Origin of the sequence: Enterococcus saigonensis, assembly GCF_011397115.1 — a bacterium.
Classification (GTDB): Bacteria; Bacillota; Bacilli; order Lactobacillales; family Enterococcaceae; genus Enterococcus_C; species Enterococcus_C saigonensis.
In genome coordinates this window covers 1,857,413-1,873,298 of the sequence record NZ_AP022822.1, presented here as the reverse complement: position 1 = coordinate 1,873,298, position 15,886 = coordinate 1,857,413, and the positions used below count along the sequence as shown (strand labels likewise).

Genomic DNA, 15,886 nt, shown 5'->3' with positions numbered 1-15,886 from the left:
AAATGAAAGCGAAAACAATAAATGTTTGATGGAAAATTAGAGGGGGATCTAAACATGAAAAAAAGATTTTTCGGATTGGGCTTAATCACAGTTGCTGCGACACTATTACTGACAGGTTGTAGTGGAGGAAAAGACTCGGCCAATGATGAACTTTATATATTTAATACAAAAAGTGAAATCTCAGATTCGTTAAAAAATTTAGCCAAAGACTATGAAAAAGAAAGTGGAATTAAAGTTAAAACTTTTTCACCTGGTTCTGGCGCAGATGTTACTGAAACGATGAATACTGAAATGACCTCAAAAAACGCACCTGCCATTTTTGCCACGAATAGTCTCGTTACATGGGGACCAAAAGATGGCGATTTTATGTTTAATCTAAATGATGCGACCAATAAGGAATTGAAAAAATTGGCTAACGAAGTTCCTGAAAATATGCGTTTGCAAGCTGATGATAAAACCAACTTTGGTTTACCATATACTATGGAAGGCTACGGCTATATTGTTGATACGAATGTTTTAGCTGACTTATTTCCAAATGTTAAAACCGATGAAATTTTAAAAGACTTAAAGACAGTAAATTATGAAGAATTTAATGATTTTACAAACAAAGTTAATGATTTTATTCAAAACAACACCACTGCAACGGTTACCTTAAACGGTCACAAATACGAACTTGCAAAAGAAAAAACAGAGTTGACAAAAGGATTAACTGGAATTTTTGTAGAAGCCGGTGCTGAAAAATGGACATATTCAGATCATATGATCAATGTAGCGATGAATACCGTTTATACAAGCTATTCTGATGCCCTATATTCTAAACCTAAAAAATTCGCTGAAATGAAAGATGCTCTGGTTAAATACATGGAAGTTTTAGAATATAACACTAGCCATGCTGCAGGTACGGACACACCTTTAAAACGGGGCGCAGATTTCATTAACGGAACTGAAGGAAGTTATGATAATTCTTTACAGTTATTTGCTGATCACAAGGGTGTTTTTATTAAACAAGGAAACTGGATTTATCCTACTTTAAATAAACTAAATAAAGAGATGTTAGCGACTTTAGATATAATTCCTATTAAAATGCCATTCGCAGACTCTGATATTAAAATTGATGGCTGGAAATCACAAGATTTTAATCAAACTATTCCAGAGTTTGTACCGAATTATTGGATTATTAATAAACAAGTTTCAAAAGAAAAAATCAAGAAAGCAGAAGATTTCTTGGTTTGGCTGTATACATCTGATCGCGGTCTAAAATTCTTAAAAGACGAATCAGGATTCATTTTGTTTAATGATTTGGAAAATAGTGAAGGTAGCAATACCTTAAATAAAGCATTGGTAGAATATGCTAAAACAGGTAAAACATTGTCCAATCCATTTAATGCTTCACCAGGAAACTTTTTAGAATTTGTGGTAATGAGTTAAAAGAAAACTATATGACAAAAGCAAATTGGGATGAATCCACTTATCCAGATTTTGCAGATAAAATTATTAAGAAATGGGAAGAGTTAAAAGCTGATAGTTCTTATGACTAAAAATTAAGTAGAGCGGGTTCTTAGTCATAAGGTTTAAAAACCTTATATAAGCTAAGACCTGCTTTTTCTATTCAGATTGAAAAGTTCCGTTTGATTAAACTTATTTTTTATTGATAGTAAAAAATAATATGTTGCTACAATCTAGGAGGAAATACCATGAAAAATGTTTACAAACGCTGGTTTGCACCCTTTACCATTCCTGCAGTAATTCTTTATTCTTGTGTTGTAATTATTCCATTTATTGTTGGCTTTCTTTATTCCTTTTCTGCATGGCGAGGTGCTTACTTTGCTGGTGGAGGTGGCGTTTTTGACGCGTGGGTGGGCTTTGATAATTATCTAAAAGCTTTCCAAGATGATAGCTTTCGAGCTGCCTTTTTTTACACATTAAAATTTACCTTTTTAGCGGTTATTATAGTAAATGTTGTAGCCTTAGCGTTAGCGTTATTAGTGAATAGTATCGGCAAAGCTGTAGGTTTTTATCGTGCGACTTTTTTTCTACCAAACTTACTAGGAGGATTAGCTTTAGGGTTTATTTGGTTGTTTATTTTTGAAAATATTTTTTCTAAAAATCTCTTTGGACCAGACGGACTGTTGCCAATTAGTTTTCTAACGAATATGACACAAGACAATACCAAAAATTTATTCGCTATGTTAATGGTAGTGACTTGGCAAATGGCCGGCTACATGATGATTATTTATATTACGGGTCTAAATAATATCCCAGGTGAGTTATATGAAGCTGCTTCAATCGATGGAGCGAATGCTTGGCAACGCTTCAAAAAAATCACGCTTCCAATGTTGATGCCTTCATTTACTATCGTTTTCTTTATGGTTTTATCGAGTTGTTTTAAATTGCTAGATCCAAACGTAGCTTTAACTAATGGAGAATTTAATACGCGAATGTTGGCATTGCAAATTTTACGAGCACCAAAAGATAGTTCAAATAACTACGGATTAGCTCAGGCCGAAGCTGTCATTTTCTTTATCATTATTGCAGTTGTTTCATTAACCCAAGTAGCGATTACTAAAAAGAAAGAGGTTGAGATGTAATGAAATCGTTTATTCGAAAATCTAAAAAAAATGGTTTGATAAGATACATTATTTTAACGGTTATGGCGATTTATACTTTATTTCCAATTAGTTTTTTAGTAATCAATTCTTTTAAATCTCAAAGTGAGATCGTTAAAACACCACTAGCCCTACCAAAGAGTTTGAATTTTACTTACATTATTAATGCTATAAAAGAAATTGATTTAGCTAATTCAATTTGGCTAACTGTTTTGATTACAGTGGTTGCCGTAACTTTGATTGTGATTATCTCTTCCAGTGTAGCGTGGATGATGGTGCGTTATAAATCCAATGTCTCAAGTTTTATGTTACTATTTTTTACTTCTTCCATGTTAATTCCCTTTCAGGCAGTGATGTATCCTTTGATTAGCTTATTTGACAATGTTGGTTTGAAAAATGTAGTGGGTTTGATTTTGATGTACGGTGGATTTGGAATGAGTATGTCAATTTTTTTATATCATGGATTTATGAAAAGTGTTCCTGTAGCGTTGGAAGAAGCGGCAATTATTGATGGAGCCTCAGTTTTCCAAGTATATTTTAAAGTGATTATGCCTCTGGTTCGCCCAACTACAATGACAGTGATTATCATGAATGCAATGTGGATTTGGAATGACTATTTACTTCCATTTTTAGTAATCGGCAATGGAGAACAAAAGACGCTAACGTTATCGATTTATTTTGCCAAGATTCAATCTGGTCAATACGGTAATGCTTGGGATTTAATTTTCCCAGCAGTTTTAATTACCATCATACCAATTATTATTCTCTTTTTAATTTTACAAAAGAACATTATTCGCGGTATCTCAGATGGGGCTGTGAAGTAAGGAAGGTTTAGAACATGTCTGTTGAAAGAAAATGGTGGCATCAGGCCATAGGATATCAGATTTATCCCAAAAGTTTCCAAGATACAAATGACGATGGTGTTGGTGATATTCCTGGAATTACACAACATTTGGTCGATTTAGTTGATCTTGGTGTGAATGTCATCTGGATTAGTCCGGTGAACACCTCCCCGATGCTTGATAATGGGTATGATATTGCTGATTATTATCAAATTGATCCAGCTTTTGGCACAAACAAAGACTTTGCTATGTTAATACAAGTGGCTAAAGAAAAAAATATTAAAGTTTTAATGGATTTAGTAATTAATCATACATCTACAGAACACGAGTGGTTTAAAAAGGCAATGGCAGATTTAGAAAGTGAATATGCCGATTATTTTGTAATTAAAGAAGGTATTGGGAATAATCCTCCTAACAATTGGCGTTCTATCTTTGGTGGTAGTGCTTGGGAAAAAATTGCTGGTACGAATAAATATTATTTGCATCTTTTTACTGTAGGACAACCAGATTTGAATTGGGAAAATCCGCAACTGCGGCGAAAACTTTATGAAATTATTGACTATTGGTTGAACCAAGGCGTAGCTGGTTTTCGAATTGATGCTATTGCGCATATAAAGAAAATTTACTCCGAAAATAATTTGCCGGCCGATGGTCCAGATGGTTTGGTTACAACGTGGGAGCATTATCGGAATGCGACTGGGATTGGGGATTTTTTAGCTGAAATGCGTGACACGGTTTTTGCAAAACAAGACATTTTAACAATTGCTGAAATGGATGTTCCTAATTCAGATAACTGGGAAGAATATTTCGGTGAAGGCGGTTATTTTTCAAGTATATTTGATTTTTATCATACAGCTTATTCAATTCAAGATGTGAAGTATCGCAATAACGCCAAAGAATTTGTTAATTTGTTAAAGAAACAATTATTTAAAAAACAGACTCTGGCTAATGATCGTGTCTTTTTTACTAATTTTTTGGAAAATCATGATTTACCACGAATGCCTGATCGTTTGATTCCTAAAGCTGAAATTAACTTCAATAGTATTTCAGCGTGGAATATGAGTTATTTCTTCTTACGTGGTATTCCGGTTATTTACCAAGGGCAAGAAATTGGTATGCAAGATTATCCTAAAGAATCTATTGCGGATTATGTAGATTTAGCAACCCACAATAGTTATCACGATTATTTATTAAGTGGCATGACACCTGAGCAGGCTTTAGCACAAATAAATAGAGAAAGTCGCGAAAATAGCCGTACACCGATGCAATGGAGTAATTGCAAAAATGCTGGTTTTAGTGAAACTAAGCCTTGGTTTGCGGTCAATTCTAATTATTCTCAATTAAATTATGAAGCACAAAAGCGCACCCCTACATCATTGTTAAATTTTTTTAAAAAGATGATAGCTGTTCGTAAACAAGTAGATTTACAAGAATTGATGATATGCGGACGTAGTATTCCAGTCCTACAAGATATTTCAGGTGTTATTGCCTATTATCGTGAAAAAAATGGAGAGCGACTTGTTTTAATTAGTAACGTGACGAACGAATCCATCGCGTTGCCTTTACAAAAAGAAATTCAGAATATTTTGTTAATAAATTATGGTGAAGTTATAAAGGATGGTGAAGTACTTGAATTACAACCCTACCAAAGTATCTTATATAAAGAACAAGGAACAGAAAGTCTTGAAATTTGATCGTGAGTGGTGGAAAGAAGCAGTTGTCTATCAAATATATCCCCGTAGTTTCAAAGACGCCAATCAAGATGGCATCGGGGACTTGTTAGGAATCAAAGAAAGTTTACCTTATTTGAAAAATTTAGGTGTTGATGTTTTGTGGCTATCTCCAGTGTATAAATCTCCTATGATTGACGGAGGATATGATATTGCAGATTATCAAGATATTGACCCGATGTTTGGCACGATGGAAGATATGGATGCTTTAATTGCTACCGCAGATAAAATGGATATGAAAATACTGATGGACTTAGTTGTGAATCATACGTCTGATCAACATCCTTGGTTTCAAGAAGCACTAAAAAATCCCAAATCTTCCTATCGAAACTGGTATATTTTTAGAGAAGGAAGAAACGGGCAGCCACCCAATAACTGGCGTAGCTATTTTGGTGGTTCGGTGTGGGAAAAAGTTCCTGGAGAAGAAAATATGTATTATTTTCATTGTTTTGCTAAAGAGCAGCCGGATTTGAATTGGGAAAATTCTGATGTGCGTCAAGCAATAATTGATATGATTAATTGGTGGTTGGAAAAAGGTTTAGGAGGCTTTAGAATTGATGCAATTTTAAATTTGAAAAAGACTATTACTTATGGCAATTTTCCAGCAGATGGTGAAGATGGGCTATGTTGGGTAGGGCGCTATATTTTAAATCAACCCGGAATTTTGGATTGGTTACAAGAGCTTGATCATAAAACTTTTCGTGCTCATAATAGTTTTACGGTTGCAGAAGCAGATGTTCCTTTTGAGCAGTTGAAAGACTATATCGGAGAAGATGGTGTTTTTCGCATGGTCTTTGATTTTAGTTACACTGACATTGATGTCCCTGAAACAGGAGAGTGGCATCAACAATCTAATTGGTCTGTCGCTGATTTGAAAAAGGCTATTTTTAATAATGAAGTAATCACCCAGCAAGTGGGATGGGGCGCCAAATATTTGGAAAATCACGATCAACCACGTTCCATTAATAAGTACATTCCATCCGCAGATATTTCTAATACTTCTAAAAAGATGTTGGGGACTCTTTTTATGATGCTCCATGGCACTCCTTTTATTTACCAAGGACAAGAAATAGGAATGGAAAATATTTGGATGGATTCTCTTACAGATTACGATGATTTGGCGACATTGGATCAGTATGAACGGGCTATTCAAGCTAAAGTAACCCCAGAAGATGCTTTTTATGGATTATTTAAACGAAGTCGGGATAACTCTCGCACACCAATGCAATGGAATAATCAGCCATTTGCCGGTTTTACTCAAGGAGAGACAACTTGGCTTAAAGTTAATCCTAATTATTCTAAAATTAATGTCGAGATAGAAGATAGTGACTCAGAATCTGTTTTAAATCATTATCGAAGATTAATTGCATTGAGACGAGACCCCATTTATCGAGATGTAGTTATTTATGGCAAATTTATTCCATGTGAATCGAGTATGCACACAATTGTATACGAACGTCAACTGGAGGAAAAGAAAATAATAGTGGCTGTTAATTTCAGTAATAAACAACAGCAAATTGAAATTTCACAAGAATATCGCCATTTGCTTCTTAATAATTATCCGGATATTGATTTAATTAAAGATAACCTTTCTTTAGAGGCATATCAAAGTATCATTTTGAGTAATTACTAAAAGAAAATGAGGAGGGTGACAGGTGAAAATTAAAAATGAAACTATGCTTATCACATATGCGGACAGTTTAGGTAAAAACTTAAAAGAGTTAAAAATGGTGGCAGATGAATATTTAAAAGATGTTATTGGAGGTATTCACTTACTTCCATTTTTTCCCTCCACGGGAGATCGTGGTTTTGCACCGAGTGATTATCGGGTTGTAGATTCAACTTTTGGCAAGTGGTCAGAAATTGAAGCCTTAGGTGAAGAATACTATTTAATGTTTGATTTTATGATTAATCATATTTCTCGTGAATCTGAATATTTTAAAGATTTTGTTGCAAAACATGAAGATTCCCCTTACAAAGAAATGTTTATTCGTATTCATGAATTTTTCCCACCTGGACGTCCAACACAAGCTGATATCGATTTGATTTATAAACGTAAGGACAAAGCCCCTTTTCAAGAAGTAACGTTTTTGGATAATAGTAAAGAAGAAGTTTGGAATACTTTTGGGGAAGAACAAATTGATTTAGATGTCACAAAAGAGGTAACAAAAACCTTTATTAAGGAAACGATTCGAGACATGGCCAGTCATGGCTGCTCTTTAATTCGTTTAGATGCTTTTGCTTATGCGATTAAAAAATTAGATACGAATGACTTTTTTGTGGAACCTGAAATTTGGACACTTTTAGATGAGGTTAGAAAAGAAGCATCTAAGTATGGTACAGAATTACTGCCAGAAATTCATGAACATTACACCATTCAAATGAACATTGCCAAACATGACTATTTTATTTATGATTTTGCTTTACCTATGTTAACACTACATGCTTTATATAGTGGGCGTTCAGATCGTTTGGCTAAGTGGTTAATGATGAGCCCCATGAAGCAATTTACAACCCTTGATACCCATGATGGCATTGGCGTTGTTGATGCAAGAGATTTATTATCAGAAGAAGAATTAAATTTTACTTCAGAAGAACTATATAAAGTTGGAGCAAATGTAAAAAAAGTTTATTCCTCCGCTAGTTATAACAATTTAGATATCTACCAAATTAATAGTACCTATTATAGTGCTTTAGGAGATAACGATCGTAGCTACTTGTTAGCCCGAGTGTTACAATGTTTTGCTCCGGGGATTCCGCAAATTTATTATGTCGGACTTTTGGCGGGAAAAAACGACATCACATTATTAGAACAAACTAAAGAAGGACGAAATATTAACCGGCATTATTATGATCTTACTGAAATCAAAGCAGAAGTACAACGTCCAATAGTAAAAAAATTGTTTGCGTTATTAAAGTTTCGTAATCAAGAAACAGCCTTTGATCTTAATGGCACAATTGAAGTACAAACACCTAGTACGAGTGATATTATTATTACCCGTAGTAATAAAACAGGTTCTTCCGTAACTTTAGCAGCCAATCTTGCAGACAAAACATTTTGTATCACAAAAGGTGATAGTGTAGTAATGGAACAAAGGTAAAGTAGAAAAAACTAAATATAATCAAATGCGCCGCCACTAGACTTTAAGTCTAGTGGCGGCGCATTTGATTAGGATAAGAGCTTTCAATGTGGATGTGTCTAATTATATCATCGCATTTTTACTTGTTTTTTTATAACCTAATCGAAACGTTTGCGCTTACTTGAACTAGGAATTTTCAATGCATCACGGTATTTTGCTACTGTTCGGCGCGAAATGTCAATTCCTTCTGCTTTTAGTAAATCAACTAATTTTTGATCGGAGAGCGGTTTACCTTTATCCTCGTTGTCGACCAGATCTTTCAGACGTACCTTAACGTTATCAGTAGATAAATCTTCACCACTTTCATTTTGAATACCAATTTTTTGACTGAAGAAGTGCTTCAATTCAAAAATGCCAAAATCTGTTTCCAAATATTTTCCATTAACGGCTCGGCTAACAGTTGATTCATGAATGTCCAATTCTTCAGCGATGTCTTTTAAGATTAAAGGTTTAATCGGACGATTTTCATTTAAAAAGAATTCTTGTTGGTGAGCAATAATCGCTTGACCCACCCGTAAAATGGTATCACCACGTTGTTGTACCATTTTTTTTAGGGAGTCAAAATCTTGTTTTTTCTCATTTAGATATTTCTGCGTTTCTGCATCAGCTTTTTTTGCCATCTCGTCAAAGTAGCTTTGCTGAAAGTGCATTTCTGGCATACCGCGACGATTACTGGTAATTTTAATTTTCCCAGTATCACTTATTTTGACGGTTAAATCAGGAATAATATAGAGGCCATCGGTGGTGCCAAAACTCGCTCCAGGAGTTGGGGTGAGGGTCTGAATATAATCGAATACTTCTTGTACTTCACTAACCGGAATATTTAAATTTTTGGCTAAGTCAGGCCATTTGCGATTTACCAGCGCTTCGAAATGTTCCTCTAGGATAAGATAAGCTAAATTTGGTGCCGAATCATCTCGTTCGGTTTGTAACATTAGGCATTCTTGGAGATTACGGGCACCTACACCGGCGGGATCGAGTTGTTGAACTAGGGTTAAGGCATCCAAAACCTGTATTTTGGTAGCTTTCATTTTGGTGCTAACTTCATCTAAATCAATGGTTAAAAAGCCGTTTAAATCAACGTATTCTAATAAAAATAAAACGATGTCACGTAAAAAAGTATCACGATAGTTCAAGTGGACTTGATCAATGAGATATTCAAATAAGGAAATGCGATTATCTGGAATTTGACTCAGATAATTTAATTCTTCGCCACTGGAGGAACGTGGTTTAGAGTAGGTTACAGCATAATTGGCTTCAGAAACTTCTATTAATGGATTTTCCATTGCTTGGGTTTCGACAAATTCTGCTAATTCATCAATTGAAAATTGTAAAACCTGAATGGATTGTTGTAATGACTGTGTCATAGCAAGCTTTTGCGATTGTTTTTGCTTTTGTGAAAAACTTTGTTGAAATTTCATGTATTTTCCTCTTGATTTTATTCTAATTATTAGCTAAACTAACATATGTTCGGCGCTCTTAGTGTAGTGGATATCACGTAAGATTCCGGTTCTTGAGACAGGGGTTCGATTCCCTTAGAGCGCGTTATGGCATCTTCTAGCTAGGAAGATGTCTTTTTTTTATAAAATTTTCGTTATAAAGCTACTGGAGTTATTTTAACATTATTTTCTGTGGAATTGAATATTTCTGAAATGATTATTCTTTTTTGTGCTCTAATAAAAAAATGAGAGGAACGTTGAAGCTTTGTGTGATTTATCACTTGCTATTCTAGCAAGCATTAAAACGATTAAAAAAAGTAACTATTTTTTGATGTTTTTTTCTTGTGCTTTTTAGTTGCACAAAGGTTACGAAAATGGTAGTATTAGCTCCGTAAGGTTAAGTAATTTGACTTGCAGTAAATTTTTTTAGGCTTGATGGGTCGAAATAGGTCTAAGGTGGACGTAATGTGTCCATCTGTAAAAAAGGAGAGTAATCATGCTTGATGACTTAAAATTGATTGAAGCAGTTGCTCCTGATATCCTACATGTTTTGCAAGAACGCTACAAAATATTGCGTAACATCTACTGGATGCAGCCTATTGGTCGCCGTAATTTAGCAGATAGTTTAAACATGACTGAACGGGTGCTACGAACTGAAACAGAATTATTGAAGCGATTAGCTTTGATTGATGTTACGAAAAGCGGCATGAGCTTAACTAAAACAGGTGAAAAAGTTTTCACTGATTTAGGAAAAGTCATGGATCAACTTTTTGGGATGCATCAGTTGGAAAAACAATTAGCTAAGCATTTTGGTATTGCGCGCTGTATAATTTCTGCTGGTGATAGTGACCGTCAAGAAAAAGTCGTGAAAAATTTTGGCGAAAGTCTAAATGAATCTTTGGATGTGCTTTTACCTGAAGGCAAGAATATTATTGCGGTAATGGGTGGGACAACTATGGCCCAAGTTGCTGAATGTTTGACCAACCTTGAAAGTAATGAACGACATAACCTTTTTGTACCAGCTAGAGGTGGTATTGGGGAGGCTTTGACTGTACAAGCTAACTCAGTTTCTGCTATGATGGCTATGAGGTCTAATGGGGAACATCGGGCATTATATGTCCCAGAACAATTGAGTTCTGATACGTATCGTTCATTGATGAAAGAGCCCTCAATCCTTGAAGTCTTAAACTTGATAAGCCAAGCCAATTGTGTTATCCATAGTATTGGACGAGCATTGCATATGGCTGCTAGACGTAAGATGAGTGAAAAAGAAATATTGATGTTAAAACAAGCCAACGCAGTCGCGGAATCATTTGGTTATTTCTTTGATGAAGCGGGGAAAGTGGTATATAAAGTGCCACGAATTGGTTTGCAATTAAAGAATTTACAAACAGTGCCACTTATCTTGGCTGTTGCTGGAGGCAAAAGTAAAGCCAAAGCAATCAATGCTTACATGCAAAATGCACCAAAACAAACGTGGCTTCTCACTGATGAAGCTGCTGCTAATGAGATTTTAAAAGGGGAGACCCTTTAAAATAAAAAACCTGATTTTCATAAGGAGGAAATCTTTAATGACAGTTAAAGTAGGTATCAATGGTTTTGGACGTATCGGACGCTTAGCATTCCGTCGTATCCAAGATGTAGAAGGAATCGAAGTAGTTGCAATCAACGACTTAACAGACGCAAAAATGTTAGCTCACTTGTTAAAATATGACACTACTCAAGGACGTTTCAACGGAACAGTTGAAGTAAACGAAGGTTCTTTCACAGTAAACGGTAAAGAAGTAAAAGTTTTATCTAACCGTAACCCTGAAGAATTACCTTGGGGCGACCTAGGCGTAGATATCGTGTTGGAATCAACTGGTTTCTTCACTTCTAAAGAAAAAGCTGAATTACACTTAAAAGGTGGCGCTAAACGCGTAATTATTACAGCTCCTGGTGGAAACGACGTACCAACAATCGTTTACAACGTAAACCATGAAACATTAACTGGTAAAGAATCAGTTATTTCAGGTGCATCTTGTACAACTAACTGTTTAGCTCCTATGGCTAAAACTTTAAATGACAAATTTGGTATTGTTGAAGGCTTAATGACAACTATCCATGCTTACACAGGTGACCAAATGACTCTTGATGGACCACACCCTAAAGGCGACTTCCGTCGTGCTCGTGCTGCTGCTGAAAACATTGTTCCTAATACAACTGGTGCTGCTAAAGCTATTGGTTTAGTAATCCCAGAATTGAACGGTAAATTAGACGGCGCTGCTCAACGTGTGCCAATCGCAACTGGTTCATTAACTGAATTAGTAACTGTTCTTGACAAAGAAGTTACTGCTGACGAAGTAAATGCAGCTATGAAAGAAGCTTCTAACGAATCTTACGGTTACAACACTGATGAAATCGTATCTTCAGATATCGTTGGTATGACTTATGGTTCATTATTCGACGAAACTCAAACTAAAGTATTATCTGTTGGTGGCAAACAATTAGTGAAAACTGTTGCTTGGTACGACAATGAAATGTCTTACACTGCTCAATTAGTTCGTACTTTAGAATACTTCGCTAAATTATAAGATCTGCGCTCTTGCGTAATCTAATGTAGTACTTTTAAAGCGGGGAAGCGACGCGCTTCTCCGCTTTTTTTATGAAATAAATTTAGGAGGCAAACTTAAAGATGGCTAAAAAAACAATCGAAGACATTCAATTAAAAGATAAAAAAGTTTTAGTTCGTGTTGACTTCAATGTTCCGTTAAAAGACGGAGTTATTGGCGACGATACGCGTATCAAAGCTGCTTTACCAACTATCAAATACGTAATCGACAACGGTGGCAAAGCTATTTTATTTTCTCACTTAGGCCGCGTTAAAACACAAGAAGATAAAGAAGGTAAATCTTTAGCTCCTGTAGCAAAACGCTTAGGTGAATTATTAGGTAAAGATGTAACTTTTGTACCTGAAACACGAGGTAAAGAATTAGAAGATGCAATTGCAAATATGCAAGACGGTGACGTTTTAGTATTTGAAAACACACGTTTTGAAGATGTTGATGGTAAAAAAGAAAGCGGCAATGATGCTGAATTAGGTAAATACTGGGCATCTTTAGGCGATGTTTTTGTCAACGATGCGTTTGGTACTGCCCACCGCGCACACGCTTCTAATGTTGGGATTGCTTCAACTGGTATTCCAACTGTTGCCGGTTTCTTAATGGAAAAAGAAATTAAATTCATCGGCGAAGCTGTTGAAAATCCTAAACGTCCAATGATCGCTATCCTAGGTGGCGCTAAAGTTTCAGATAAAATTGGCGTAATTGAAAACTTAATTCCAAAAGCAGACAAGATTTTAATTGGCGGTGGGATGACGTATACTTTCTACGCAGCAAAAGGTATGAAAATTGGGAAATCATTAGTTGAAACAGATAAAATTGATTTAGCAAAAAGCTTAATTGAAAAAGCTGGCGATAAATTAGTTTTACCAATTGACAATATTTGTGCAGCAGAATTTTCAAATGACGTACCAACACAAACAATTGAAGGCGAAATTGAAGGCGATGTTATGGCTTTAGACATCGGCCCTGCGTCGATTGCGTTATTTGCTGAAACATTAGCTGGTGCAAAAACAGTTGTTTGGAACGGACCTATGGGTGTGTTTGAAATGTCTAACTTTGCTAATGGTACTATTGGTGTTTGTGAAGCAATTGCTAACCTTGAAGATGCAACAACAATCATCGGTGGTGGTGACTCTGCAGCAGCAGCTGAACAATTAGGTTTTGCTGATAAATTCACACACATTTCAACTGGTGGTGGCGCTTCTCTAGAATTATTAGAAGGTAAAACATTACCAGGTTTAGCTGCTATTAACGACAAATAATTTACTATTGCAATAGTTTTAAAAAGCCAATTTTTGAAACTATTTCTGCTATTTATTTTAAAAGAGGAGTTGCACAAAATGCGTAAACCAATTATCGCGGGTAACTGGAAAATGAATAAAACAGTTGCCGAAGCTAAAGAATTTGCTTTAGCTGTTAAAGACAATGTTCCGTCAAAAGACGTGGTAGATTCTGTTATCGGTGCGCCAGCATTGGACTTAGCACCATTAAACTGCAAATTAAAAGATTCAGATGTACAATTAGCAGCCCAAAACTGTTATTGGGAAAATGCCGGTGCTTTCACGGGTGAAACTTCACCTGCTGCCTTAGCAGCTTTAGGTGTACCATATGTGATCATTGGTCACTCAGAACGTCGTGAATATTTCCATGAAACAGACGAAGAAATCAACAAAAAAGCCAAAGCAATTTTTGCAAATGGCATGACACCAATCCTATGCTGTGGTGAATCTTTAGAAACCTATGAAGCAGGTAAAACTGCTGAATGGATCGAAGGTCAAATCACTGCTGATTTAGCAGACTTGTCTGCTGAACAAGTTTCAAGCATGGTGATTGCGTATGAACCAATTTGGGCAATTGGTACTGGTAAATCTGCTGACGCTAACATTGCAGACGAAATTTGTGGCGTTGTACGTCAAACTGTTGCTAAATTATACGGTTCAGAAGTTGCTGATAAAGTACGTATCCAATACGGTGGTTCAGTTAAACCTGAAAATATTGCTGAATACATGGCAAAAGAAAACGTTGACGGCGCTTTAGTCGGTGGCGCAAGCTTACAAGCTGATTCATTCTTAGCCTTATTAGATGCCGTTAAATAATCTAATAACAACATTAAAAACATGAGTTTTAATTTGCAGAAATGCATAAAATTAACTAAAATTGTGGATGAAGGGTTTTAACCCTTTTGAAATACAAATCAAAGGAGAGAGACAAACATGTCAATTATTACTGATGTTTACGCACGCGAAGTCCTTGATTCACGTGGTAACCCAACAATCGAAGTAGAAGTATACACAGAATCAGGTGCTTTTGGTCGCGGTATGGTTCCTTCAGGCGCTTCAACAGGTGAATACGAAGCCGTTGAATTACGCGATGGCGACAAATCTCGTTATGGCGGCAAAGGCGTTCAAAAAGCCGTAGACAACGTAAACAACATTATTGCTGAAGCTATTATTGGCTACGATGTTCGTGACCAAATGGCAATCGATAAAGCAATGATCGAATTAGACGGAACTCCTAATAAAGGTAAATTAGGTGCCAACGCAATTTTAGGCGTTTCAATCGCTGTAGCTCGCGCAGCTGCCGATTACTTGGAAGTACCTTTATACCACTACTTAGGCGGTTTCAATACTAAAGTGTTGCCAACTCCTATGATGAACATTATCAATGGTGGTTCTCACTCAGATGCGCCAATCGCATTCCAAGAATTCATGATCTTGCCTGTAGGTGCGCCTACTTTTAAAGAAGGCTTGCGTATGGGTGCTGAAGTATTCCACGCATTGAAATCTATCTTATCTGAACGCGGTTTAGAAACTTCAGTCGGTGACGAAGGTGGTTTTGCACCTCGTTTTGAAGGTACAGAAGATGCTGTTGAAACAATTGTTAAAGCAGTTGAAAAAGCTGGCTACAAAATCGGCGAAGATGTACGTTTAGGTTTTGACTGTGCTGCTTCTGAATTCTATGAAAATGGCGTCTATGACTACGCTAAATTCGAAGGTGAAGGCGGAGCAAAACGCACTTCTGAAGAACAAGTAGCTTACTTGAAAGAATTAGTTGAAAAATATCCATTTATCATCACTATTGAAGATGGTATGGACGAAAACGACTGGGATGGTTGGGAAAAATTAACAGCTGAACTAGGCGACAAAGTTCAATTAGTTGGTGACGACTTGTTCGTTACAAACACTGAAAAATTATCTGAAGGTATCGAACGTAACGTTGGTAACTCAATCCTTATCAAAGTTAACCAAATCGGTACATTAACAGAAACATTTAACGCTATTGAAATGGCTAAAGAAGCTGGTTACACAGCAGTTGTTTCTCACCGTTCTGGTGAAACAGAAGATTCAACAATCTCTGATATCGCTGTTGCAACTAACGCTGGCCAAATCAAAACTGGTTCTCTTTCACGTACAGACCGTATCGCAAAATACAACCAATTGTTACGTATCGAAGACCAATTGGGCGAAGTTGCAGAATACAAAGGCGTTAACGCATTCTACAACTTGAAAAATAAATAATCATCGCT

At 36.0% G+C, this 15,886-nt stretch carries 12 protein-coding genes and 1 tRNA gene; 12 read left to right on the top strand and 1 reads right to left on the bottom strand.

Going from position 1 to position 15,886, the window contains the following annotated elements; all coding sequences use genetic code 11:
* Positions 1 to 54: 54 nt before the first annotated feature.
* The 6 genes from EsVE80_RS08890 to gtfA all read left to right on the top strand — a co-directional run bounded on the left by EsVE80_RS08890 (position 55) and on the right by gtfA (position 8,279).
* Positions 55 to 1,428: an ABC transporter substrate-binding protein gene (locus EsVE80_RS08890; protein ID WP_173103392.1), complete on the top strand. Its 1,374-nt coding sequence runs from the start codon at positions 55 to 57 to the stop codon at positions 1,426 to 1,428.
* A gap of 266 nt (positions 1,429 to 1,694) precedes the next feature.
* Positions 1,695 to 2,588, top strand: a complete 894-nt coding sequence (locus tag EsVE80_RS08885) for a carbohydrate ABC transporter permease (RefSeq protein ID WP_173103391.1) — start codon at positions 1,695 to 1,697, stop codon at positions 2,586 to 2,588.
* The gene (locus EsVE80_RS08880) at positions 2,588 to 3,430 is read left to right on the top strand and encodes a carbohydrate ABC transporter permease (RefSeq protein ID WP_173103390.1); all 843 of its coding nucleotides are present in this window, start codon (positions 2,588 to 2,590) and stop codon (positions 3,428 to 3,430) included. The genes EsVE80_RS08885 and EsVE80_RS08880 overlap by 1 nt, the downstream gene beginning before the upstream one ends.
* Before the next feature lie 14 nt (positions 3,431 to 3,444).
* Positions 3,445 to 5,142 carry an alpha-glucosidase gene (locus tag EsVE80_RS08875; RefSeq protein ID WP_173103389.1) on the top strand — a complete coding sequence of 566 codons (1,698 nt, stop codon included), beginning with the start codon at positions 3,445 to 3,447 and terminating at the stop codon, positions 5,140 to 5,142.
* Positions 5,132 to 6,811, top strand: a complete 1,680-nt coding sequence (locus tag EsVE80_RS08870) for an alpha-glucosidase (RefSeq protein ID WP_232061167.1) — start codon at positions 5,132 to 5,134, stop codon at positions 6,809 to 6,811. Before EsVE80_RS08875 ends, EsVE80_RS08870 begins: the two co-directional genes overlap by 11 nt.
* 22 nt (positions 6,812 to 6,833) lie before the next feature.
* A complete protein-coding gene (gene gtfA / locus EsVE80_RS08865; RefSeq protein ID WP_173103387.1) occupies positions 6,834 to 8,279 on the top strand; it encodes a sucrose phosphorylase in 1,446 nt (481 codons plus the stop codon).
* A 137-nt stretch (positions 8,280 to 8,416) separates the two neighbouring features.
* Here the strand turns inward: gtfA and rpoN are convergent, their stop codons facing one another.
* Positions 8,417 to 9,739 (bottom strand): RNA polymerase factor sigma-54, encoded by a 1,323-nt coding sequence (rpoN, locus tag EsVE80_RS08860; RefSeq protein ID WP_173103386.1) that lies wholly within the window; start codon positions 9,737 to 9,739, stop codon positions 8,417 to 8,419.
* Between the two features lie 52 nt (positions 9,740 to 9,791).
* Between rpoN and EsVE80_RS08855 the strand changes: the two genes are divergently transcribed.
* From EsVE80_RS08855 to eno, 6 genes are all read left to right on the top strand, one after another.
* Positions 9,792 to 9,863 (top strand) — tRNA-Arg (locus tag EsVE80_RS08855).
* A 390-nt stretch (positions 9,864 to 10,253) separates the two neighbouring features.
* Complete coding sequence (locus tag EsVE80_RS08850) at positions 10,254 to 11,291, top strand: sugar-binding transcriptional regulator (RefSeq protein ID WP_173103385.1); 1,038 nt, start codon at positions 10,254 to 10,256, stop codon at positions 11,289 to 11,291.
* Positions 11,292 to 11,328: 37 nt separating this feature from the next.
* A complete protein-coding gene (gene gap / locus EsVE80_RS08845) occupies positions 11,329 to 12,330 on the top strand; it encodes a type I glyceraldehyde-3-phosphate dehydrogenase (RefSeq protein ID WP_016171449.1) in 1,002 nt (333 codons plus the stop codon).
* A gap of 101 nt (positions 12,331 to 12,431) precedes the next feature.
* Entirely contained in the window at positions 12,432 to 13,622 is a 1,191-nt protein-coding gene (locus EsVE80_RS13885; protein WP_173103384.1) for a phosphoglycerate kinase, read from the top strand.
* Positions 13,623 to 13,700: 78 nt separating this feature from the next.
* Entirely contained in the window at positions 13,701 to 14,456 is a 756-nt protein-coding gene (tpiA, locus tag EsVE80_RS13880) for a triose-phosphate isomerase (protein ID WP_173103383.1), read from the top strand.
* 117 nt (positions 14,457 to 14,573) lie between these two features.
* Entirely contained in the window at positions 14,574 to 15,878 is a 1,305-nt protein-coding gene (gene eno / locus EsVE80_RS08830) for a phosphopyruvate hydratase (RefSeq protein ID WP_173103382.1), read from the top strand.
* Positions 15,879 to 15,886 lie beyond the last annotated feature (8 nt).